This is a genomic window from Micromonospora sp. DT53 (assembly GCF_049841535.1).
GTDB lineage: Bacteria > Actinomycetota > Actinomycetes > Mycobacteriales > Micromonosporaceae > Micromonospora.
Genome location: NZ_JBNCKM010000007.1, coordinates 121,408 through 143,238, shown reverse-complemented (window position 1 = coordinate 143,238; position 21,831 = coordinate 121,408). Strand labels below are relative to the sequence as shown.

The window sequence follows — 21,831 nt, the reverse complement described above, 5'->3', positions numbered from 1 at the left end:
TGGCAGCCTCATTCTCCGTGATCGATGATTTCGCGAAGGACTACCTGCACGACGAACTACGGTTCACGCGTCAGGCGCTGGTCTGGAAGCTCGACGGCCTGTCCGAATACGACATCCGCCGCCCCCTGACAGTGACCGGGACCAACCTCCTCGGCCTGGTCAAACACATGGCGGTCTGGGAGGCCAGATACCTCGGCGAGATCTTCGACCGCCCGTTCCCCGAGCCGTTGCCTCGATGGCAGGACTCGGACGGCCGTGACCTGTGGGTGACCCAGGACGAGACCCGCGAACACGTCGTCGGCTTCTACCGGCGCGCCTGGGAACATGCGGACGCGACCATCACAACGCTTCCCGTCGACGCCACCGGTCACGTGCCATGGTGGCCGCGCCCCGACGTGAAACTGTTCAACGTCATGGTCCACGTCCTCATCGACACCACCCGGCATGCCGGACACGCCGACATCCTGCGCGAGCAGCTCGACGGCCGAACCGGCGTAGCAGCCGGGTACGAGGAACAGATCGACACGGCAGCCCGCGAGGTTCACCGGGCAAAGATCGAGCGGGCCGCCAAGGCAGCCGCCCGCAGGTGGGATCAAGCTGGCCCATCCGAGGCGCACGACACGGCCGGGCCTACGCCCTAAGCAAACGGCCGGGCCTACGCCCTAAGCAAACGGCCGGGCCTACGCCCTAAGCAACCAGCGCCCCGGCTCGACTGTTTCCTCGACCTGGTCCGGATTTTCGCGGCCAACCCAGGTGCCGACGCACGCCTCATGCTCCGCGGTCACGCCGTTCCGCTGGCGACTGGACGAGGCGCGCTCGCTCTACGATGGGCCGCATGTCGCTGGTCGCGAGTGATGCCCTGCTGGACATGCGCAGAAGTTCGATGTACCGCGCCGGGATCTGGCTGGCCCGCACGGCCAACCTCGTGCTGCTGCCGGTGGTTGTCTGGGGCATCGCCTCCGGGGCGCCGAATGTGCCCGCGTTGCCAGACTCGGTCTTCATGGCCGCCTGGGCCGCCGGGTGCGTGACACTCGCGCCGGCCGTGGTGCTGTTCTACCGCTCCGGCATTCCGTTTGAACACAGGCTTGCCACCTGGGTCACCGACAGACGTGTGGGCAATGCCATCCTCCGGGATGTCTTCTGGCGTCGCCCCTGACAGGCAGCCGTCCTGTTCGGGCAGTGAGCGACGGCGGCACCTGCGCCGGACGCTCAACTCCTGCCCGGCTCCGCCAACGGAAAGGTGCTCTGCCTGATCCACGTGCCGCTGTCATCGGCCTGAGCGATGAGCGTCATCTTCCGGGCACGTCCCACGATGGGCAGGTGCTGTTCGAGGGCCCGTTCCGCAGCTCGCATGTCCTCCAGGTCGCAGCCGTGCGCCACTGTCAGGTGAGGCACGACGTCGTCGAACTGCCCTTCGAACGGCGGGAAGTCCGGGAATGCTGAGTGCACGAGCTCTGTGAGGATGCGGAAGGGCTGGGGATCCTCCGGCGCGAGCCACAGGACCTCGTCGCCAAACCATGCGGTGCGGGTCAGCCGAAAGTCGAACGCCGCGGTGTTGGCGAAGATCCGCCGAAGCTCAGCTATGACCACCCGGTCGATCTGAGCGGGAGGCACGAACGGGAACAGCACGGTGACGTGGGCCGGGACCCCTAGCCGGGCGTTGGCGTCGAGCACGTCACGGTGCCGTCCCACTGCGGCTTCGGCCTCGGGAACCTCGAGTATCAGGCCACTTTGACGAAGTACCGCACCCATGATCCGAGCCTAGATCGCGACGTCGACCGGGGGCGCACCGGGCTCCAGGCTCAGCGCAAGGCGATGTGGGCGTCGGTGAGGAAGCGGTCACGGTCGTCACCGTGGGCAATCGCCGCGTTGTAGATGGCGTCGATCGCCGCGGCCAACGGATCCTCATTAGCCAGGGCGACAAGTGCGGGGAACGCGGCGGCCTGCTGGAGCGCCTCGGTGACGAGACGTGTGCCGAATGCTCTCGAACCCACGTGCAGCGTGACGGTGGTGTGGGGCACCTCGGGGTCGGACAGGAGCCGGTTGAACGCGGCGGCGCCGCCCTGTTCGGTGAAGGAGCGGGGCAGTGGGCGGCCGGCCTCGGCGGTGGCGAGCGCGTCGGCGATCCACCCGATCTGCTCCAGCCCGGCCACCGCATCGCGCGCCGGGCCGCCCAGCGGGCTGCCTCGTGCTGGCGGGCGGCAGGCAGCGCGTCGATGCGGTCGAGCAGCCGGCGGTCGATGCGGGCCAGGGACCGCGCCTGACCAAGGAGCCCGCGGACACGGTCCGACGGCGGCGCGCCTCCCCACTGCTCGGCGTCACGCTCGGCCCGCAGGCGGCGGGACTTTTCGGCCAGCGCGGTCGCCTCGGCGGCCTGCCCACGCAAGGTCTCCACCCACGGGTACGAACCGGCGGCGTCGAGCAGATGGTCCCAGATCAGGCCGAGGGCGAAGGCGTGCCGGCCCAGCACCCCTTCGTGGCGCACCGTGAAGCCGTCGGGGCCAGACGTCAGCCGTACGGTACTCGGCTCGTCGTCCGGCAGCGTGGCCAGCGGATGAGGAAAGATCGGTTCGTCGGCGGTGGACCACGACCACAGCAGTGTCTCGTCGTCGACCCGCTTGAGCCGGACCTCAAGGTCGCCGGCGGGCAGCACACCCGCCGGGACCTCGACCGGCGCGGGCCGGTGGCGGACCACCGCCACCCGGGACAGATCGGCCTCGTCCTCGTACCGGTCAGGCGGCGGCAGGATCGCCGAACGACCAGACGGACGCGGAACCAGCGACAGCATCCCCCACTCGGCGGCCTTCGTCGGCTTCTGCTCCCAGTCTCGGCCCCCCGGGTCGGCCAGCACGGTGCGCCATGGTGTCTCCTCGGGCACCGCCCAGATGTGCAGCTCGTGCCGCTCGGGCGGGTCGTCGTCGGTGCGTACGCTCTCGTGCAGGCGGTCGCGCGCGTGCACCCGCACCCGGATCAGGCCGCGCGGGACAGCGATGTCGGTGAGGGCCTCTGCGGTGTCACCCATCAGGCCGATGACCGACAGCCTGCCGCTGGGGCTCCAGAGGGTTGCCTCACTGATCGCGTCCCAGCCCCTGTCGGTCTCCCCCGGCGGACCGGGCAGGACACGGACGTGTGTTTCGATCCAGCCGGTGTGAATGCCGCAGATGCCTGTGAGCTCAGACGGCCCGACGACGTGTACGAGGTCGTCGCCGAGGGTGTAGATCCCCATGCCGGACACGCCCGGCGCGGCGGACACGTCGTACTGACAGTGGCTGACGAACAACCTCGTCCAACTGGTCCCGGATGCCGGACTTCGACGGTCTGCGTCAATCACATCGGCCACTGTCAGATCCTACGGCCGACCTGACCAGGCCCTCGCAGCTCGGGATCGCGTTCGTGTTCTGCACCGAGGTTGAGTTTCGATCGTCCCTCAGCGCGAGGCTGCCCTCACCGATGCTTGGGCGCCACGGCCTCGAGATCGTCGATGCTGCCGGACATGATCGTGCGCAGGTGCTCGGTGATGTCCTGAGGTGGCCAGTCCCACCAGGCAAGCGCCAGAAGGCGGGCGACGTCCTCCTCGCTGTAGCGGTGGCGGATGAGCCTGGCTGGGTTGCCGCCGACGATGCCGTAGTCGGGGACGTCGTCGACGACGACGGACCCGGCAGCGATGACCGCTCCGCTGCCGATCTGGCCGCCGGGCATCACCATGGCTTGGTATCCGAACCACACGTCGTTGCCAACCACTGTGTCACCGCGTCCGGGCAGGTTGGTGATGAGATCGAAGTGTTCGACCCAGGAACCACCCATGATCGGGAACGGGAAGGTCGACGGGCCGTCCATGCGGTGGTTGGCGCCGTTCATGATGAACCGCACGCCCTCGCCCAGCGCGCAGAACTTCCCGATGATCAGCTTCTCCGGCCCGTAGTGGTACAGCACGTTGCGGGTCTCGAAGGCGGTGGGATCATCCGGGTCGTCGTAGTAGGTGAACTCCCCAACCTCGATCAGCGGCGAGGTGACCAGCGGTTTCAGGAGCACCACGCGCGGCTGTTCGGGCATCGGATGCAGCACGCCCGGATCGGCCGGAACACCTGTCACCATGATCTCCTCTCGGGCCGCTGAAGAGGCGAAACCAAGATCGAACAACCTTGCCGCACGCTACCACCGCACGCGGGCCGACGATCCCGCCGCACGCCACTCCCCCACCACCGGTGATGCACTTTCCCAACGTCGGCTATGGCTGGAACAGCGTAGGGTCGGCGTGCAATGACGGACTTCGCGTACGCCGCGGGTCTCCGTCACCTGCACGCCGCGATCAGGCGAGTACCACGCTGCACGTTCACCGACCTGCTCCAGGAGGTTCGATCATGTCCAAGGACTCGACGAGCAAGGCGAACGTCAAGAAGAAGGGCAAGACGATCAAGGAGAAGCAGACTGCGAAGCGCCTGAAGCGCGACGAGCAGAACGGGCATTCCTCGAACATCGTGCCCACCGGGCGCTGACGCCGGCAGCATCGCTCGATTGTCCGAATGCGGCGATGAAGGTGGGGGCTGACGATCGTCGATCCCCACCTGCCGCCGCGGTGTTCACTGACGGCGGCGAGCCGTGACGATCCAGGCACGTGAGTCGAAGTACACGCCGCCGTCGGTGTCGTGGGCGTCGAGGGTGGCGCGTAGGCAGGTGCGTACCTGCTCGGCAGCCTTGGCGTCGAGATTGGCCAGCAGGTTGTTGGGCTCCCACGGGGAGAGCGCCATGCTGACCTCGCTGGCATCACCTCGATGACCCGCCGGTCAGCCACATAGCAGCGAATCGCACCCACTCTCCACTCGCGGCACGGACGATCGAGATCGCCGTGGACGTCGCAGGTGAGATCGCCAAGCGCACGTGACCGTCAAGTGCCCCCGTGGCCAGGCGCGGCATCAACGACGCAGACACGTGACCAGCTCCGCCCACCTGCATGGGATCGCCAACGGATCATGTGTGCTACGGTAACCTCGTTGCAGTTTTGATTTCCGTAGACGTTTTTCAGCGCCTGATGGGGTATCAGAAACCCACCCAGGCGCTTTTTCGTTTTCGTGTCGTTTCGACGCGGGTGATCAACGCAGCGGCGTAAGGGTCCGCACAGTGCGGTCTCTAACAGCCTGCGAGGAGCAGACATGACTACTGGCACCGTGAAGTGGTTCAACGCCGACAAGGGCTTCGGCTTCATCAGCCCGGACGACGGCGGCGCCGACGTCTTCGCCCACTTCTCCGCGATCTCGGCGAGTGGCTTCCGCAGCCTCGACGAGAACCAGAAGGTGGAGTTCGACGTCACCCAGGGCCAGAAGGGCCCGCAGGCGGAGAACATCCGCCCGCTCTGATCCACACTCTGCGAACGGCGGCCCGACTGATTCAGCGGGCCGCCGTTTGGCGTTTCATGCGCTCACCACGGCACCTCGTCATCGGCAGCACCGCGGGAGGCCTGAGCAAGGCCAGGGAACTCGCCGCGGAACTGGGCGAACGTGCCCTCGCGGTCCGCCTGGACGTCGCCCGTTAAGACGACTGGACAACCGCCGTCGCCGCGGCCGAGCAAACCTTCGGCAAGCTGACGATCCTGGTGAACAACGCCGGCGTCCAGAATCCCGCCACCACGATCGAGTTCACCGACCTGGCCCTCTGGGACCGCACCTTCGCGATCAACGTGACCGGGCAGCTCCTCGGCATCAAGGCCGTCACTCCGGCGATGCGGCGATGCGGCGAGCCGGCGGCGTGATCGTGAACATCGGTTCGACGATGGCGTACGGCGGCACCGCCCTCTACGCCTCCTACGTCGCGAGCAAGCGGGCGATCCGGGGCTTGACGCTGAGCGCCGCACTCGAGCTGGGCCGGGACAACATCCGGGTGAACGCCATCCACCCCGGGGTCGTCTCGACCAAACTGATCCACGAGCCAGCCGCGCCCGGTGAACGGCCGATCTCGGACTTCTATGACCCGAAGCCGTTCGCGATCCCGCGCCTCGGCACAGGCCGCCGCCCGATCATCCGCTCGGTTGGTCAGGCGGCGGCCTGTCCACCAGGCGCGCAAGACCCACTTGGCGGCGGTGTTGTTGCAGGTCCACTGCCACACGGCGTTGTCCGCAACGGGGTCGCCTCAGGGGACATCGACGCGTTGTCCTGTGATCCAGGGCGCCTCCGGCGGCGTTCGCGCAGGCCCTGTCGTGTCTGCGTTCACCGTCGGGAATGGGCCGGGTGCGGACGTTCGGGCGGTCCTCCCCGGGCGTGGGCGGCGTCGGTGGCGGCGATGCCGGCGAGGATGACCACGGCGGTGACGGCCACGGCCAACGGCGGCAGCAAGATCATGATTGGCGAGGCGGCGGCGAGCGCGATCGCGCCGATGATCCGGGAATGGGACACCCGGTCGAACACCGCGTGTTCCACCAGGGCTCGCCCGATCAGGAACAGCATCGGTCCGCCGAGGACAACGAGAATCCATGCGGCGTTGGTGTGCCCGAAAGGGTGTTCGATCACGATTTCGTATCCGACGGCGACGGCGACGGTGCCGGCCACCATGAGAACGTGCGCGAGGAACGCCTGCCGAATGAGGTGCGAGGGGTTGGCGACAACTCTGATCGCTTCGGGCAACAGCTGACCCGCCCTGAAGAGGTAGACGCGGAACAGCAGGACGGTGGTAATGAATGCGACCGCGAAGGCTGCCGCGGGGCCGACGTGCCGGAAGGAGGTGTCGCTGTAGGCCGAGCCGGTCGTCAAAATCAGTTCGCCGAGAGCAATGATGAAGAATTGTCGGTAGCGCTCGGACAGATACTCGGCCAGGACTGGCCACTGCTGTTGGGTGGGACGGGACCACGGCGAGGGATAGAACAGCAGCAGGGCCACGCAGTCGATGGCGATCGCGAGCGTCCACAACAGTCCGCGGGCCAGATCCGTCACGATCGCTCCAGCGATCCACGGCACGGCCGACAACGTGAACCAGAAGAACACCCCAGCCGCCCGACGCTGGGCTTCGTGGCCACGCAGCATCGGCACGATGATCAGCCCACGAGTGATGTGGACCGCGACGTACGCGCCAGCGAACGCCAGACCTCTGTCACCGAACGCCTGCGGCACCGCGACCGCCATCACCAGCGCGCCGAGCATGGCCGTGTAGACCAGCAGTTGGAGCTGCGGCCGCTGCAGATCGTAGAGGTCGGTGACCCACGCCGTGACGAACCACAGCACCATGAAGGCCAGCAGCAACAGCAGCGTCTCGCCGGCCTCGGCGAGGACGACCCGCCCCTCGGTGAGCTCCTCGACCAACCGCTGTGAGACCCGATTGAGAGCAAAAACGAACACCAGGTCGAAGAAGAGTTCCAGCAGACTGGGTCGCTGCGGTTGCCCCGGCTTTCGAAGCAGCGCTGCTGCCCTTGTCGACATGGGCCGCCCACTTCTGCCGGCTTCGCCTGTCCGAGTATTGGTACCACGCCGGACAAGTCGTCGAGTCGAATCCCGAAGAATGCCCGCGGGCCTCACCTTTCGGTAGTCGTCGCGATCCCTTCCTTCTCGGTGCGCGCGTCCGTCACCCTGTAATCGGCGGTGATTCCGCGCTGACGGCGGGCGGACCCACCCACCACCCACAGCTCACGGTTGCTTCTCCCTTCCTGGGGTACGCCCGCTGCGCCGTGCGGGCGCCCTCGGATCAGCCGAGCGGGTCGGTGTGAGCCGCGGACACGCCGGGGGGCCGGTACCGGATGGATCAGCGAGAGGCGGGCGGGCGCGCTGGGCCTGACGGCGTCGTGCAGCTGCGGGTGCACGGGGTGTCCGCCATTGGCCCGGACGACCTGCTGGACCGATCGCACTTGCAACAGGTGGCGGGTGACCGCCGGGGCGGGTTCTACCGGCCCCGACCGGGTAACCCCGAGGGCGGCGAGGCGGACGGGGTGACGCTGGAGGCCTACCGCTGGAACAACCTGCCCGCGGGCAACGCGCTGCGAACGCTGTCGATGGTGATCCTGTTGCCCTTCATGCTGATCAACCTCGCCATCTGGATGCGTCCGGCCGGAGCGCGCTCCGACCCGGTGATCAAGGCGCTGTGCCGGTTGTTGGCACTCACCCTGACCGCGATGTATGTGCTGAGCATGGTGGGGATCGCGCTGGATGTGATCGCGTGGAAGTGCATGTCCTCACCGGAGTGCCTGGCCGGACGCAGTTGGCTCTCCTGGCTCGGGGGCCGTCCGGCCGGACTGCGCCTGGCGGTGCTCGCGCTTGCGCCAGTTGCGGCCATCAGCCTGGTGTGGGGGCTCAGCGCGCGACCGGCACTCCCCTTCCACGTCTTCCGCGCGGCCAACCAGACTCTTGCGGCGCACCGGCTTCCCGCCCTCGGCTCGACCGGTTGGTCAGCGCGCTGTGTACGGTCACCCTCGGCCTGACCGCGCTGGTCTGGATCCACGTGCTGACCAGTTCCGCCTCCTGGCCGGAGCGCAACGGTGGACCGACGACTTCGCGACCCGGATGGCGTCGTCGCTCCGGCTGGCGACCTCTTTCCACCACAGGTCAAGGGACACAGCCCCTGCGAATCCGACGAGGCGTTCGACGAGTCGGCGAGAAACCTCGCCGACCGCATCCATTGAGCAGGCGGCGCAGGCAGGCGCCGGTGGGAGGGAGCCGGATCCGACCTGCCGCCGAGCTGTGGCAGCGGGTGCTCAGGCCCGTGGTTGGACCAGGCCGTTGTCGTACGCGAAGATCACGGCCTGGATTCGGTCTCGCGCTCCGATCTTGGCGAGGACCCGCCCGACATGCTTCTTCACTGTGGATTCGGTGAGGGTGAAGCGTTCGGCGATCTCGGTGTTGGTGGCTCCCTGACCGATTGCTTCGAGAACCTCTCGCTCCCGCTCGCTCAGGACGCTCAGGCGGGGATCGGCATGCGCGGTCGGCGTCGGATGCTGCAGGTAGGCGTTCATCAGCTTGCGGGTCAGGCTGGGGGCTACCACCGAGTCTCCGCTCGCGACGGCGCGGATACCGGCGATCAACTCCTCGGGCCGGGCGTCTTTGAGCAGGAAACCGCTCGCTCCGGCTCGAAGTCCGGCGTAGACGTATTCGTCCAGATCGAAGGTGGTCAGCATGAGAACGCGGCTGCGCGAACCGGCCGCGGTGATCCGGCGGGTGGCCTCTATGCCGTCCATGCCGGGCATGCGCACGTCCATCAACACCACGTCGGGGCGGGTCTGTTCCACCATCCGCACCGCCTCAGCGCCGGCCGAGGCTTCACCAACCACTGTCATCTCGGGGGTGCCATCCAGCAGCATCTTGAACCCCATGCGTTGCAACTGCTGGTCGTCCACGAGTAGCACGGTGGTCATGAGGGCTCCCTGAGGATGACGTCGACGAGCCAGCCCCGCTCGGCCGGGCCAGCGGTCGCTACCCCGTCGTACATGGAAGCGCGTTCCTGCATACCGAGCAGGCCGTGACTCGGGGCCGCCGGTCCGCCGAGGCCGTTGTCGCGTACCTGCACCCGTACCACACCTCCGTCGACAGCGAGAGTGACGTCCGCGGCCGCGCCGCCTCCCGCGTGTTTGAGGGTGTTGGTAAGCGCTTCCTGAACGATGCGGTAGACCGCGAGCTGCACGCCCTTGCCGAGGGTGTGCAGCTCGCCCGAGGTGGAGTAGGTGACCGGCAGCCCGGCCGCCCGTACGCTCGGCAGCAGCCGGTCGAGATCGTCGATGCCGGGCTGGGGGCTCAACTGCGGATCGGCGTCTCCCTCGCGCAGCACGCCCAGCACCCGGCGCAGCTCGGACAGCGCCTGCCGGCCGGTGTCACCGATCAACCGCAGTGGTTCGGCGGTCTGCTCGGCCCGCGAGGTCGCAAGCGCGGCGCCGCCGTCGGCCAGGCCCACGATCACCGAGACGTGGTGGCCGACGATGTCGTGCATCTCGCGGGCCACCCGGGCTCGCTCCTCGGCGACGGCGAGGCGAGCCCGCTGATCCCGCTCGACTTCCAGGCGGGCGGCGCGGTCCTCGAGGGCGATGAGGTACGCCCGGCGGGTGCGCACCGCGACGCCGGACGCGACGGCTGCCCCCGACGTGCCGATCACCAGAAACAGCGTGATGATGCGATTCTCGGTCACCGGGTTGATCACGTAGATCTCGGCAACAAGCAGCGCGATGGTGATCACGGAGGACCAGGCCAGCGCCCGCCACGAACCGCGGGAGGCCACCCCGAACAGCATCACGAGCAGGATCACCCCGGCGCCGACGCCGACGCCCAGCAATCCCTCGATCAACTCGATGGTCGCGGTGGCCAGGAACGCCGGGAACGGGTACCGCCGCCGCCAGTACAGCGGCGGCAGCAGGGCCAGGGTCGCGATCGTCGCCGACAGGGGCTTCTCGATGAGATTAGGGATGCTGAAGAGCACGATCGGAACGGCCACCAGGGTGTCCGTGACCCACGGGTGGCGCCGGTCGAAGGCCCGCAACCGCGCCTGCCGGTCCACCAGCCACCCCTGCGTGCTCATCAGCCGATTCTCCCCCTACGCGCTCACGCGTCGCTCGTCTTGAGCCGGTACGCCGCCGCGGCGAGCGTCGCGATCACGTACCCGGCGAAGACCGCGAGGCCGGCCCATGGCGCCAGGGCGCCGTCTGCCGGAGTCAGCATCATCACGGCGCCGCCGGCGTTGCTGGGCAGGTACGGGGTAATGGCCTCGGAGATCGAGTCCGGCAGCAGCGCGGCCAGACCGGGCACGATCAGCAGCACGCTGGCCAGAATCGCGATGGCGCCGGCGCTGGAGCGGACGAGCATGCCGAGCGCGACGCCGAGCACCGCGACCAGCCCCAGATAGAGGCCGGCGCCGAACAGGGCCCGCAACACGCCGTCGTCACCGAGGCCTACAGGACCGACCTTGTCGTTGAGCACGGCCGAACCCGCTGCGAAAGCGGCGAACGCGCCGGCGGTCATCGTGACGAAGGCGGCTGTCCCGGCCACGATGCTCTTCGACCACAGCACCGGCAACCGGCGCGGCACCGCGGCGAGAGTCGCCCGGATCATGCCTGTGGTGTATTCGCCGGCACCCAACAGCGCGCCGAGCACGCCCACGGACAGCGCGGCCAGGGTGCTGCCGGACAGGGCCAGGTCGATCGACGTCAGGTCGTCGCCCGAGAAGGAAGCCGAGGCGATCATGCCGAAGGCGATCAGGAGGAAGACGGAGATGCCGGTCGTGATCCAAGTGGAGCGCAGCGAGGAGAACTTGGTCCATTCGGCAGCGGCGACGCCACCAGGGGTGATCTTCATCGGGATGCCTCGTATTCGACAGCGTCGCGGGTCAGGTCCATGAACGCCTCTTCCAGCGAGGCGTTCTGCGGGGTGAGCTCGAACAGTGGAATGCCGCGGGCGGCCGCGGCCAACCCGATCTTGCGGGCGGAGGTGCCGGCGACGAGCAGTTCCTCGGCGCCGGTCGAGGTGACGGTGATGCCCGGGCCGGCAATCGTCGTGCGCAGCGCGTCGGGGGCGGGAGTGACGACCCGGACACCTGCGGCGGTCACGAGGTCGGCCACGGTGGTGTCGGCCAGCAGCTTGCCCCGGCCGATGATGACCAGGTGGTCCGCGATCAGCGAGACCTCGCTCATCAGGTGCGAGGACAGCATCACTGTGCGGCCCTCGGCGGCCAGGCCGGTGAGCAGGTTGCGCACCCAGAGGACACCCTCGGGGTCGAGGCCGTTGACCGGCTCGTCGAGCATCACCACGGCCGGGTCAGCGAGCAACGCGGCGGCGATGCCGAGCCGCTGGCCCATGCCGAGGGAGAACGCGCCGACCCGCTTGTGGGCGACGGCCGAGAGGCCGGCCAGGTCGAGCACCTCATCGACGCGCGAACGCGGGATGCCGTTCGTGCGGGCCAGGGCCAGTAGGTGGCTGACCGCGGTCCGGCCAGGGTGCGCGGCCTTGGCCTCGAGCAGCACACCGATCTCGCGCAGTGGCGCCTTCGACGACGCGTACGGCTTGCCGTTGACCAGCACGTCGCCGGAACTCGGCGCGTCGAGGCCGACGATCATCCGCATCGTCGTCGACTTGCCGGCGCCGTTGGGGCCGAGGAAGCCGGTGACCTGTCCGGGCTTCGCGGTGAACGAGAGGCGGTCGACGACCGTTTTCGCACCGTATCGCTTGGTGACTTCGCGTACTTGAATCATGCTCACGACGCTAATTTCGGGCAGCGCCGGGATCGTGGTACCGCAGTCGACACTTCCCGACCGCCAGTGGTACCCAGGTACCAACGAGCGACGACCCAGGGCATTGTCCGGCCGCGCTGGCACTTGTGCCCGAGCAGGGAAAAGCGAGATCATCACGCATGCTCGACCCCTCACCCGAGGACGACGGGACTTCACCGACCGTTTCTACGCCGCGCTTCGTCGGCCGTGATCGGGAGATGGCGGCGCTTCGGGGCGCCTTGGCCCGGCCACCGGCGATCGTGCTGGTGGAGGGCGAAGCGGGGATCGGGAAGAGCCGACTGCTGCGAGAGTGGCTGGCCGCGCCGGGCCAGCGCAGTGCCTTGGTGTCGGTGTGTCCACCGCTTCGCGAGTCGCTGACGTTGGGGCCGATCGTCGACGCCTTCCGTGGAATCGACCGCCCGGTGTCGCGATTGCAGCTCACCGAGCTCGTGGGCGCGTTACGGCCCCTGTTCCCGGAATGGTCCTCGGACCTGCCGCCCGCGCTGCCGCCCTTGGCCGATGCGAAGGCGGCACGGCATCGCCTGTTCCGCGCCCTGGACGAACTGCTGCGGGCTCTGCGTGTCGATGTTCTCGTGCTCGAGGACGCTCACTGGGCCGACGAGGTGACCTTGGAGTTCCTGCTGTTCGTCACCTCCCGACAGCAATCGCACGGGCCCAGCCTCGTGATCTCGTATCGGCCGGAGGAGGTGGACGACGGATCGCTGTTGCTGCGGCTGACGTCCCGGTTGCCTGCTGGAGTGACCCAGCTGAGGATCGCGCTGGCGCCCATGCGACCCGACGACACGGCAGCGTTGATGTCCTCGATGCTGGACGGCAACCCGATATCACAGGAGTTCACGACGTTCATGCACGAGCGGACCGGTGGGGTTCCGCTGGCCGTGGAGGAGTCGGTGCGCCTCCTGTGCGACCGCGCCGACCTCGTCTTCCGCGACGGGCAGTGGGTCCGGCTGAAACTGCGCGAACTACAGGTGCCGCCGACGGTGCGTGACTCCACCCGGGAGCGGGTGGGCCGTCTGTCGCCGACGGCGCAGCAGATGTTACGAGCCGCGGCTACGTTGGCTGAGCGGTCATCGGTGGCCACGATCGCGATGGCCGCCGGTCTGTCACCAGCCGCGTGCCGAGGCGCTGTCACGGAGGCGGCCGGCGCCGGCGTTTTGGACGGAGACGACCGCGGCCGGTGGCGATTCCGACATGTGCTGGCCGCCACGGCCGTCTACGAAGCGATCCCGTTGACCGACCGCAGGCATTTCCACCTGTTGGCCGGCCGGGCCTTGGAGCCCCTCCAACCGCCACCTGTGGCACGCCTTGCCCACCACTTCCGTGAGGCGGGCGAAACGCAGTCCTGGGCGCGGTACGCCGAGCAGAGTGCCGAGCTGGCCATGGCCTCGGGCGACCACACCAAGGCTGTCGATCTGCTTGTCGATCTGTTGACGTGGGCCGTGCTGGCGCCGGTGGATCGGGCCCGGGTCGCGCGCATCGCCGGGGTTGCCGCACTGGGCCGTCGTGAACAAGTCGACGAGGTCTACCACCGCGTGATCCGTACCCTGCGCTCGGTGCTGGAGACCCCCGGTCTCTCCGCCGGTCAGCAGGCCGATATCCGCAACCCCCTGGGTCGACTCCTGATCACCGGGGGTGAGGCGCAGGCCGCACTCAGCGAGCTGGAGCAGGCGGTTGCCAACCTCGACCATGACCCGGTCGAGGCGGCTCGGGCAATGACCTACCTTGGCTGGGCCTATGCGGGACCGTGGCCGGCGTCGACCCATCGGCGTTGGCTGGATCGCGCCGCTGAACTCACCGCCGAATTCGACTCTCCCGCAGAGCGGCTGAACCTGGCCGGCAATCGAGCCGCGGCGTTGCTCATGCTCGGCGAAGAGGAGGCCTGGGACGTCGTCGCCGACCTGCCCGTCGACGGCGCGACCGCGGCGGAGCGTCTCGACGTGGCCCGCATCCACGCAAACGTCGGGACCGGCGCACTGATCTGGGGTCGGTACGCCGACGCGGAGGCACACCTCACCGTGGCCATGCGCCTTGCCGAGGCCGAGCAGGCGTCCCGGTTGCACCACAACGTCCGACTCGAACAGGCCAACCTGGCATGGCTCACCGGCCAGTGGGAGGGTCTCGCGGAGCGGAGCGCGGCACTCGCCGATGCCGACCGGGACCGGCCGGCGCACTACCTCGGCAGCATTCGCCTCGCTGCCCGGCTGGCAGCCGCAGCCGGAAGGCGGCGCGCCGCGGAGGAGCAGTTCCGGCTGGTCCTCGAGGAGTCTGCCCGTCTCGGCGCAGTCGACGACACGATGGAGGCCGCCGCCGCGCTGGCCCGACTGTGGCTGACGGACGGAAACAGCGGCCGGGCGCTGCAGATCACGAACGAGCCGATGGACACCGTCCGGAGAAAAGGCATCTGGGTCTGGGCGACAGACCTCGTCCCCGCCCGGATCGAGGCGCACCTCGCCGCAGGCGATCTGTTGACCGCGACACGCCTGGGCGACCAGTTCGCCAGAGGACTGCGTGGCCGTACGGCGCCTGCGCCTCGCGCCGCGCTCACCGTGTGCCGTGCCCTGCTGCTCGCCGCAGCCGGAGACCACGCCCGCGCGGCGACGGCATACGATCGGGCGGCGCGCGCCTGGAGCGCGTTGCCGCGCCCCTACGACGCCATGCTCGCCCGGGAGCAGCAAGCCGAGGCGCTCATCGCGCAGGGCCAGATCGAACGGGGCCGAGAGCTGCTGGCGGCACAGTACGAGCGGCTGTTCAGGCTCGGAGCCCGGGGCGATGCGGACCGCGTCGCACAGCGGCTTCGCGAACACGGCGCCGAGGTCCCGCGACTGTGGCGCGGCGGCCGACGCGGGTACGGCGACCAGCTCTCACCTCGCGAGCTCGACGTGGTCCAACTGGTTGTCGCCGGCAAGACGAACCGGGAGATCAGCCGGATCCTGGCCAAGTCGCCGGCCACAGTGGATCAGCAGTTGCGTGCCGCGATGCGCAAGTTGAAGGTGAGCTCCCGGACCGCGCTCGCGGTCAAGGCGGTGGAGGCCGGAGTGTTCGCCGAAGAGGACTCCCTCCACGACGCGTCGTGAATATTGACGTATCCGCTGGATAGCGAAGGTCACGTGTCCGGCCGAGCATGAGTCCATGATCCATAGCCATTGGGCAATACATGCCTGAGCGACACGTCGCGCGTGACGACGCCGCGATCGAGCAGCAGCCGCCACCTGAGCCGCCCCGCGAGCCGCTCGTCAGCGCCCCCGACGCCCAAGACGCCGACGGTGCCGACGACCACATGAACCACGACCCCTACCAACCCCTGTAGGTCGAAGGACTCTCATGAGACTCAAAGCCCTCGCGGCTTCGCTGGCCGTAGCGGTAGGCCTGAGCATGATCCAGGCACCACCGGCGTCCGCCGCCGAGCCTGATCCAGGCCCCGCCAACAAGATCGCCTCGAACCTGAAGGACCGCTTCCGCGCGCAGCCACAGTCCGACTTCTGGATCACGTTCGAGACCGGAGCCGACCTCGGGCCGGCGAAGAAGCTCGCCGACTGGACCGCTCGTGGTCAGTTCGTCTACGACGCGCTGACCGCGGCGGCGAAGGATTCCCTGGCATCCGTCTCCCCCGACCTCGACCGGGCGGGTGTCAAGTACACCTCCTACCCGATCGCCAACGCCGTGCTCGTCAAGGGGGGCACCGAGAAGCTCGCCCTCAACGTGGCCTCGAAGGTGCAGGTCGCCGAGATCCACGCGACGCCGCAGGTCGCGCTTGTCGAGCCCGTGGACGAGAAGATCCCCACCGACCAGGGTGCCCGACCCGCCGCCCCGAAGAAGGCCGCCGAGGCAGGGACCGTCTCGTGGGGGCTGGACTCCATCCACGCGCCCGAGGCGTGGGCCATGGGCGCCACCGGCGCGGGCATCACCGTGTCCAACCTCGACTCGGGCGTCCAGTTCGACCACCCCGCCCTGATGCACCAGTACCGCGGCGCGAAGCCCGACGGCACCATCGACCACAACTACAACTGGATGGCCACCCGGGGCACGTGCACGGGAACACCGTGCGACGACAACGGGCACGGCACGCACACCATGGGCACCATGGTCGGTGACGACGGCACCAACCACGTCGGCGTCGCGCCGGACGCGCAGTGGATCGCGACGAACGGCTGCTGCGACAGCACCGGCGTCGAGTCGCTGCTCCGCTCCGGCTGGTGGCTGCTCGCCCCGACCGACCTTCAGGGCAACAACCCCGACCCGTCCAAGCGCCCCCAGGTCATCAACAACTCGTGGGGCCAGACCATCGAGCACAGCTTCGACGACTTCTTCCAGGCCATCGACGAGGCCTGGAGCGCCGCCGGCATCTTCAGCGTCTGGTCATCGGGCAACACCACTCCGTACGCCGCCTGCGACACCGTCTCCTCGCCCGGCTCCGCCGAGAGCGCCTACTCCGTCGGCGCCTACCAGCCGGACGGCACGCTCTCGTTGTTCTCCCGCAAGGGCGAGGGTGAAGGTGGCCGGATCAAGCCCGAGATCTCCGCTCCGGGCGACGGCGTCCGTTCGTCGTACCCGGGCAACAGCTACGTCGAGATGTCCGGTACCTCGATGGCCGCACCCCACGTCGCCGGCGCCGTCGCGGCGCTGTGGAGCTACGACCCGACCCTCATCGGGCAGGTCGAGGAGACCCGCCGCCTGCTCGGCGAGTCGGCCGTCGACGTCGACGACACCGAGTGCGGCGGCACCGCCGAGATCAACAACAAGTACGGCGAGGGCCGGCTCGACCTCGTCCGCCTGCTGGAGCTCGCGCCCCGCAAGGGCGGCACCCTCACCGGTGTCGTCACCGCCGACGGCGCCCCGGTCCCCGCGGCCGACGTGACGATCAGCGGGCCGTTCAGCCGGTCGATCGGAACCGACAAGGACGGCAAGTTCACCACGAACCTCCCGGTCGGCGACTACCAGCTCAGCACCAAGGTCTTCGGTTACCTGACCGCGACCGCCAACGTGACGATCTCCCTCGGCCAGGACACCTCGGTCAAGCTGCCGCTCACGGCCGCCGCGAAGCACGACATCAGCGGCCGGGTCGTCGACGACAAGAAGCAGCCCGTCCCGAACGCCGACGTCTCCGTCACGGACACACCGCTGAAGCCGGTACGCACCGACGCCAACGGCGCGTTCACGATCACCGCCGTGCCCGAGGGCGCGTACAAGCTGGCCGTCAAGCCCAACGCCTGCTTCTCGCCCACGACCATCGCGCTGACCGTCGGTGCGCAGAACGAGTCGCGCGAGATCCCGGTCGGGCTCGTCATCGACAAGGGCGGCTACAGCTGCGCCGTCTCCGACGGCGAATACCTGCGCGGCACCGACCCGGTCGCCTTCACCAGCGGCGTGTGGGCGACGGTGAAGCTGCCGTTCCCGATCGCGCTCTACAACGGCAGCCACGACACCCTCGGGGTCAGCCTGCGCGGCGTGATCTCCCCGGACACCACCACCGGCCCCGGCTACGGCGGTGCGGGCATCTTCCCGTTCTCCGTCCAGACCCCCGTCGAGTTCGCCCCCGGCGGGGGAGTCTTCACGGCAGCCACCAAGGTCAACGGCGAGGACGCGTTCGTCGTCGAGTACCGCAACGCCAAACTCTGGGCCTATCCGGAGCGGTCGGAGGAAACGGAGCCCGTCAGCTTCTCGGCCACGCTCACCCGCTCCGGCACCGTGATCTTCGGCTACGGTGACGGCATCGGGACAGACGACCCGGTGACCGCCGGCTCCCTCGCCATCAGCGGCATTCAGGGCTGGGCCGGCGTCGACGGCATCCGGTTCTCCGACCACGCCCCGGTGCTGCGCGACGGGATGATCGTCACCTACGACATGCCTGACTTCGGGTACCTCGACGCGACGGTCGTCGACAAGAACGACGGGCTGCCGGTGGCCGGCGCCAAGGTGTCGTTCACGAACAAGGATGGGCTCGTCGAGACCGTCACGACCGACGGGACCGGCGTCGTGCATCGCCAGCTTCCGCTCGGCGACTACACGATGACCGTCGACGTGCCGAACTACACGACCGTGTCGTACCCGTTCTCACTCGACAAGCTCTACGCCAAGGCCACTATCGACGCACGGCTGACCACGGGCGTGGCCGGGCTGAAGGCCGACGGCCTCGAAGCGCTGTTGGGCACCGGCCAGAACGGCGTGGGCTCGCTGACGCTCACCAACAACGGCTCCGCCCCCCTCACGTACAACCTGGGCGAGGCCGCGCGGCACCCCGAACTCGACGGCGCCGGCACCACCGGGCGCACCGGCAAGGGCGCGGCCAGCACGATCGACCTCGCCGCCTGGAAGGCCGGCGCGAGCGGCATGAAGCCGTCGAACGTCGACGGCAAGGCCGCGACGGCGAGCGCCGCGGAGGCGCAGGCGGCCGCCAAGGTCGGTACGACCTCCGGCGGTGACGTCATCACCCGGATCGCCATCCCGGGCACGATCGCGGAGAAGGAGCCCTCCGGCATCGGGTACGACGGCGACGTCTGGGTCCACGACTACAACGCGCGGACCAACACCGCCTACACGGTGACGGGCAAGCCGACTTCGAAGGTCTTCGACGCGTCGTGGAACCCCGCGTACCGGGCGTTCGACATGGCGCTGGACACCAAGACCGGTGACATGTGCCAGATGGAGGACAGTCCGGCCAGCTACATCCACTGCTTCGACCGGAAGACCGGGAAGGAGACCCGGCAGGTCAAGGGTGACTGGTCCACGCTGCCGCTGACCGGACTCGCCTACAACCCGAAGGAGGACGTGTTCTACGTCGGCGGGCGGGCGAACGGCTCGATCGGAACTGTGGCCGGGACGTCGCACGACAACCCGGGTGCGCTGCTGTCCTTCTGCTCACCGCCGCTGCCCGAGGTGATCGGCCTGGCCTACAACCAGGCGTCCGACACCATCTGGTACACCGACCTCACCACGGACCGGTCCAGCCGCCTGCTCCAGGTCGACCCCGACGACTGCTCGCTCGTGAACGCGTGGTGGTTCCCCGGCCAGAAGGTGGGCCAGGGCGGCGGCCTCGAGACCGACTCGACAGGTGCGCTGTGGGCCGTGGACCAGATCGCCGATGACGTCGTGCTCGTCGACGTCGAGGACGACCTGCTCACCGACCTGCCGTGGCTGTCGCTCTCCTCGACCGGTGGCACCCTCGCCCCGGGTCAGTCGACGACGGTCAAGGTCTCGATCTCGTCGAAGGGCGCCAAGCCAGGAGTCCTCGGCGCGAACATCGTGGTGCGGTCCGACTCCGGACGCCAGTCCAAGACCTACGTCCCGGTGACGCTCACGACCACGAAGTACCAGGTCGGCGTCAACGCCGGCGGCGCGAAGTTCACCGACGGCTCCGGCTACACCTGGTCGGCCGACCAGCCCGCGAGCAAGAAGGCGTGGGGCTACGAGGGCAAGACGAAGGTTGCCGCCACGAACGCCGGGATCGCCGGCACGACTGACGACGCCCTGTTCCAGTCGCAGCGCACCACTGCGGACAAGCAACTGTTCTACACGTTCCCCGACGCGCCCAAGGGCACCTACGCCATCGACCTCGGGTTCGCCGAGATCGACAAGGTGGCCAAGGGCAAGCGGGTGTTCGACGTCGTCGTGGACGGAGCGCTGACGGACTACGCGTACGACACGGCCGCGGCCGTGGGGCCGAACGCCGCCGACTGGCGGAGGGCTGTCGTGCAGCACGAGGGCGGTCCCCTGACCGTGGAACTGCGGGGCTCGAAGGGTCTGAAGGCCCCGAGCATCGCCGCGCTGCGGGTGACGCTCGACCCGCGCGCCGACGCGGTGGAGCCGGAGCCCGAGCCCGAGCAGCCGGCGCCGGGTCCCGTACCGGTGGCGCCCGCCGGCCGCTCGTACTCGATGAAGGTGGCCGACGGGCTCTACCGCCAGGGCACGGAGGAGTCCGGGTGGCACGGCGATGACCTCTGCGGCGTGCTGTGGTTCGACTCCAGCTTCGTGTTCCCGTTCTACGACACGGCTTGGGACGGCGTTTGCGTGACGACGAACGGCACGCTGGCCTTCGACCGCGCCAGCACGTCGGGGAGCAACACGGCACTGCCGTCGCCGTACCCGATCGATGCGATCTATCCGCTCTGGGACGACCTCATCGTCGACGATGAGGCGGGCATCTACTACGGCACGACGACTGTGGACGGGCTGGCGGCGCAGGTGATCGAGTGGCGCAACGTCGCCTTCTACGGTGACCAGACGGCCCGCGTGAGCTTCTCAGTCACCCTGATCGCGGACGGACGGATCCAGATCGGGTACGCCGACGGCGTCGGCGGCGACAACCCCCTCACCAAGGGCTCGTCGGCGACGGTCGGCGTGGAGAGCCTGACGCGCAACCCCGCCAGCCAGTACTCCTTCAACCAGCCTGTCCTGAAGGCCGGCCTGGGCCTGGAGTACACCCTCCCGTCCGCGGGCACGATCGAGGGCACGGTCACCGACAAGAACGACGGCAAGGCGATCGCGGGCGCGATCGTCACGCTCAAGGGACCGAACGGTGAGCGGGTCATCACCACCGATGTGCAGGGCCGGTGGAAGGCCCAGGCACTGGTCGGTGAGAACACCGTGCAGGTCGAGGCGCCGAACTACGTCACCGCCAGCCACCCCGTGACCATCACGAAGAAGGGCCAGGCCGAGGCCGTCGACACTGCGCTGACCACGGGCATCGCCACCGTCACCGGAGCTGACCTCGACTGGCTCCTTGACAGGAACCAGAAGGCGACGGCCGACCTGACAGTCACCAACACCGGCTCCGCCCCGCTCGACGTGCGGGTCAGCGAGCAGACGCGCACCAGCGACGGTGGGCACGAAGCCGCCGACCTTCCCTGGCTGGCCCTGACGGGTCCGGCCGCAACCGGCACGGTCACGCTCGCGGCTGGCACGTCCACCACGGTCACGGTGACGGCCGACAACGCCGGCATCAAGCCCGGGGTGTTGGTCGGGGACGTGCTCGTGTCGTCGAACGCCGGCAAGGGCGAGACCCAGCTCAAGCCGGTCCGCCTGGCGACGTCCGCCTACTGGAAGGGCGTCGACGTGGGCGGGTCGGGATACGTCGATTCCGACGGCTTCTTCTGGGCGCCCGACCAGGCGCTCGGCTCGCGGCCCTGGGGCTACGTCGGCGGCAAGGCGCATGTCACCAAGGCCAACATCGCCGGCACCGAGGACGACGCGCTGTTCCGCACCCAGCGGACCGGCAAGACGTTCAGCTACGTGTTCAAGAACGCCCCCGCCGGGACGTACCGGATCGCCCTCGACTTCGCCGAGATCGAGAAGGTCAAGGCCGGCAAACGTACCTTCGATGTTCTGGTCGGCGGCAAGGTCGTGCTCTACGACCACGACGTGCAGGCGAAGGTGGGTGCCCTGACCGCGGACGTGAACACGGTCACCGTCGAGCACGCCGGTGGCGATCTGAAGGTCGAGCTTCTCCGCGACAAGGGCGAGAGCGACCCGATCCTCAACGCCCTGAAGGTCCAGCAGGACCCGCGCCTCTGAGCTAGCCAGCCAGTTAGCGAGCAGTGGTCAGAGCCTCCTCGGAAAGGATCGCCGGGGAGGCTCTGACCATGACTACCCAGGGTTGCTGTGGTTCTTTGGACGGTCAAGTCCAAATGGACACGTCCGCAGCTCCGCCGGCGAGA

The 21,831-nt window shown here is 68.7% G+C and carries 18 protein-coding genes and 1 pseudogene; 10 read left to right on the top strand and 9 right to left on the bottom strand.

The window, feature by feature from the left end; translation table 11 throughout:
* Positions 1-17 precede the first annotated feature (17 nt).
* Positions 18-641, top strand: a complete 624-nt coding sequence (locus ACLQ3B_RS22535) for a DinB family protein (protein ID WP_425782889.1) — start codon at positions 18-20, stop codon at positions 639-641.
* 194 nt (positions 642-835) lie between these two features.
* Positions 836-1,156 carry a hypothetical protein gene (locus ACLQ3B_RS22530; protein WP_425782663.1) on the top strand — a complete coding sequence of 107 codons (321 nt, stop codon included), beginning with the start codon at positions 836-838 and terminating at the stop codon, positions 1,154-1,156.
* A 53-nt stretch (positions 1,157-1,209) separates the two neighbouring features.
* On the opposite strand, the gene ACLQ3B_RS22525 is transcribed toward ACLQ3B_RS22530, so the two are convergent.
* The 3 genes from ACLQ3B_RS22525 to ACLQ3B_RS22515 form a co-directional block, all read right to left on the bottom strand.
* Entirely contained in the window at positions 1,210-1,752 is a 543-nt protein-coding gene (locus ACLQ3B_RS22525; protein ID WP_425782662.1) for a 2'-5' RNA ligase family protein, read from the bottom strand.
* Between the two features lie 50 nt (positions 1,753-1,802).
* Positions 1,803-2,153, bottom strand: coding sequence for a hypothetical protein (locus ACLQ3B_RS22520; protein WP_425782661.1), 351 nt, complete (start codon positions 2,151-2,153; stop codon positions 1,803-1,805).
* A gap of 1,291 nt (positions 2,154-3,444) precedes the next feature.
* Positions 3,445-4,095, bottom strand: a complete 651-nt coding sequence (locus tag ACLQ3B_RS22515) for a CatB-related O-acetyltransferase (RefSeq protein WP_425782660.1) — start codon at positions 4,093-4,095, stop codon at positions 3,445-3,447.
* Positions 4,096-4,361: 266 nt separating this feature from the next.
* Here ACLQ3B_RS22515 and ACLQ3B_RS22510 point away from each other — a divergent pair, with 266 nt between their 5' ends.
* Positions 4,362-4,496 (top strand): hypothetical protein, encoded by a 135-nt coding sequence (locus ACLQ3B_RS22510; protein ID WP_327031646.1) that lies wholly within the window; start codon positions 4,362-4,364, stop codon positions 4,494-4,496.
* 84 nt (positions 4,497-4,580) lie between these two features.
* Here the strand turns inward: ACLQ3B_RS22510 and ACLQ3B_RS22505 are convergent, their stop codons facing one another.
* Complete coding sequence (locus tag ACLQ3B_RS22505; protein WP_425782659.1) at positions 4,581-4,748, bottom strand: hypothetical protein; 168 nt, start codon at positions 4,746-4,748, stop codon at positions 4,581-4,583.
* A gap of 402 nt (positions 4,749-5,150) precedes the next feature.
* Between ACLQ3B_RS22505 and cspE the strand changes: the two genes are divergently transcribed.
* The 3 genes and pseudogenes from cspE to ACLQ3B_RS22490 form a co-directional block, all read left to right on the top strand.
* Positions 5,151-5,354, top strand: coding sequence for a transcription antiterminator/RNA stability regulator CspE (gene cspE, locus ACLQ3B_RS22500; protein WP_043326981.1), 204 nt, complete (start codon positions 5,151-5,153; stop codon positions 5,352-5,354).
* A gap of 236 nt (positions 5,355-5,590) precedes the next feature.
* Positions 5,591-5,746, top strand: coding sequence for an SDR family NAD(P)-dependent oxidoreductase (locus ACLQ3B_RS22495; RefSeq protein ID WP_425782658.1), 156 nt, complete (start codon positions 5,591-5,593; stop codon positions 5,744-5,746).
* A pseudogene (locus ACLQ3B_RS22490) lies at positions 5,725-5,859 on the top strand (SDR family NAD(P)-dependent oxidoreductase); the annotation flags it as partial. The gene ACLQ3B_RS22495 and the pseudogene ACLQ3B_RS22490, both read left to right, overlap by 22 nt.
* Before the next feature lie 341 nt (positions 5,860-6,200).
* Here ACLQ3B_RS22490 and ACLQ3B_RS22485 read toward each other — a convergent pair.
* Positions 6,201-7,403 carry a low temperature requirement protein A gene (locus tag ACLQ3B_RS22485; protein WP_425782888.1) on the bottom strand — a complete coding sequence of 401 codons (1,203 nt, stop codon included), beginning with the start codon at positions 7,401-7,403 and terminating at the stop codon, positions 6,201-6,203.
* Between the two features lie 380 nt (positions 7,404-7,783).
* Here ACLQ3B_RS22485 and ACLQ3B_RS22480 point away from each other — a divergent pair, with 380 nt between their 5' ends.
* The gene (locus tag ACLQ3B_RS22480) at positions 7,784-8,395 is read left to right on the top strand and encodes a hypothetical protein (protein ID WP_425782657.1); all 612 of its coding nucleotides are present in this window, start codon (positions 7,784-7,786) and stop codon (positions 8,393-8,395) included.
* 273 nt (positions 8,396-8,668) lie between these two features.
* Here the strand turns inward: ACLQ3B_RS22480 and ACLQ3B_RS22475 are convergent, their stop codons facing one another.
* The 4 genes from ACLQ3B_RS22475 to ACLQ3B_RS22460 are packed head-to-tail and all read right to left on the bottom strand — an operon-like array spanning position 8,669 to position 12,142.
* Entirely contained in the window at positions 8,669-9,325 is a 657-nt protein-coding gene (locus ACLQ3B_RS22475; RefSeq protein WP_425782656.1) for a response regulator, read from the bottom strand.
* The gene (locus tag ACLQ3B_RS22470; protein ID WP_425782655.1) at positions 9,322-10,476 is read right to left on the bottom strand and encodes a sensor histidine kinase; all 1,155 of its coding nucleotides are present in this window, start codon (positions 10,474-10,476) and stop codon (positions 9,322-9,324) included. Before ACLQ3B_RS22470 ends, ACLQ3B_RS22475 begins: the two co-directional genes overlap by 4 nt.
* 23 nt (positions 10,477-10,499) lie before the next feature.
* Complete coding sequence (locus tag ACLQ3B_RS22465; protein ID WP_425782654.1) at positions 10,500-11,249, bottom strand: ABC transporter permease; 750 nt, start codon at positions 11,247-11,249, stop codon at positions 10,500-10,502.
* Complete coding sequence (locus ACLQ3B_RS22460) at positions 11,246-12,142, bottom strand: ABC transporter ATP-binding protein (RefSeq protein ID WP_425782653.1); 897 nt, start codon at positions 12,140-12,142, stop codon at positions 11,246-11,248. The genes ACLQ3B_RS22465 and ACLQ3B_RS22460 overlap by 4 nt, the downstream gene beginning before the upstream one ends.
* 158 nt (positions 12,143-12,300) lie before the next feature.
* Between ACLQ3B_RS22460 and ACLQ3B_RS22455 the strand changes: the two genes are divergently transcribed.
* The 3 genes from ACLQ3B_RS22455 to ACLQ3B_RS22445 all read left to right on the top strand — a co-directional run bounded on the left by ACLQ3B_RS22455 (position 12,301) and on the right by ACLQ3B_RS22445 (position 21,688).
* Positions 12,301-15,255, top strand: coding sequence for an ATP-binding protein (locus tag ACLQ3B_RS22455; protein ID WP_425782652.1), 2,955 nt, complete (start codon positions 12,301-12,303; stop codon positions 15,253-15,255).
* 80 nt (positions 15,256-15,335) lie between these two features.
* Complete coding sequence (locus tag ACLQ3B_RS22450) at positions 15,336-15,488, top strand: hypothetical protein (protein WP_425782651.1); 153 nt, start codon at positions 15,336-15,338, stop codon at positions 15,486-15,488.
* Between the two features lie 14 nt (positions 15,489-15,502).
* On the top strand, positions 15,503-21,688 hold the full coding sequence (locus tag ACLQ3B_RS22445; RefSeq protein ID WP_425782650.1) for a S8 family serine peptidase: 6,186 nt from the start codon (positions 15,503-15,505) through the stop codon (positions 21,686-21,688).
* Positions 21,689-21,831 lie beyond the last annotated feature (143 nt).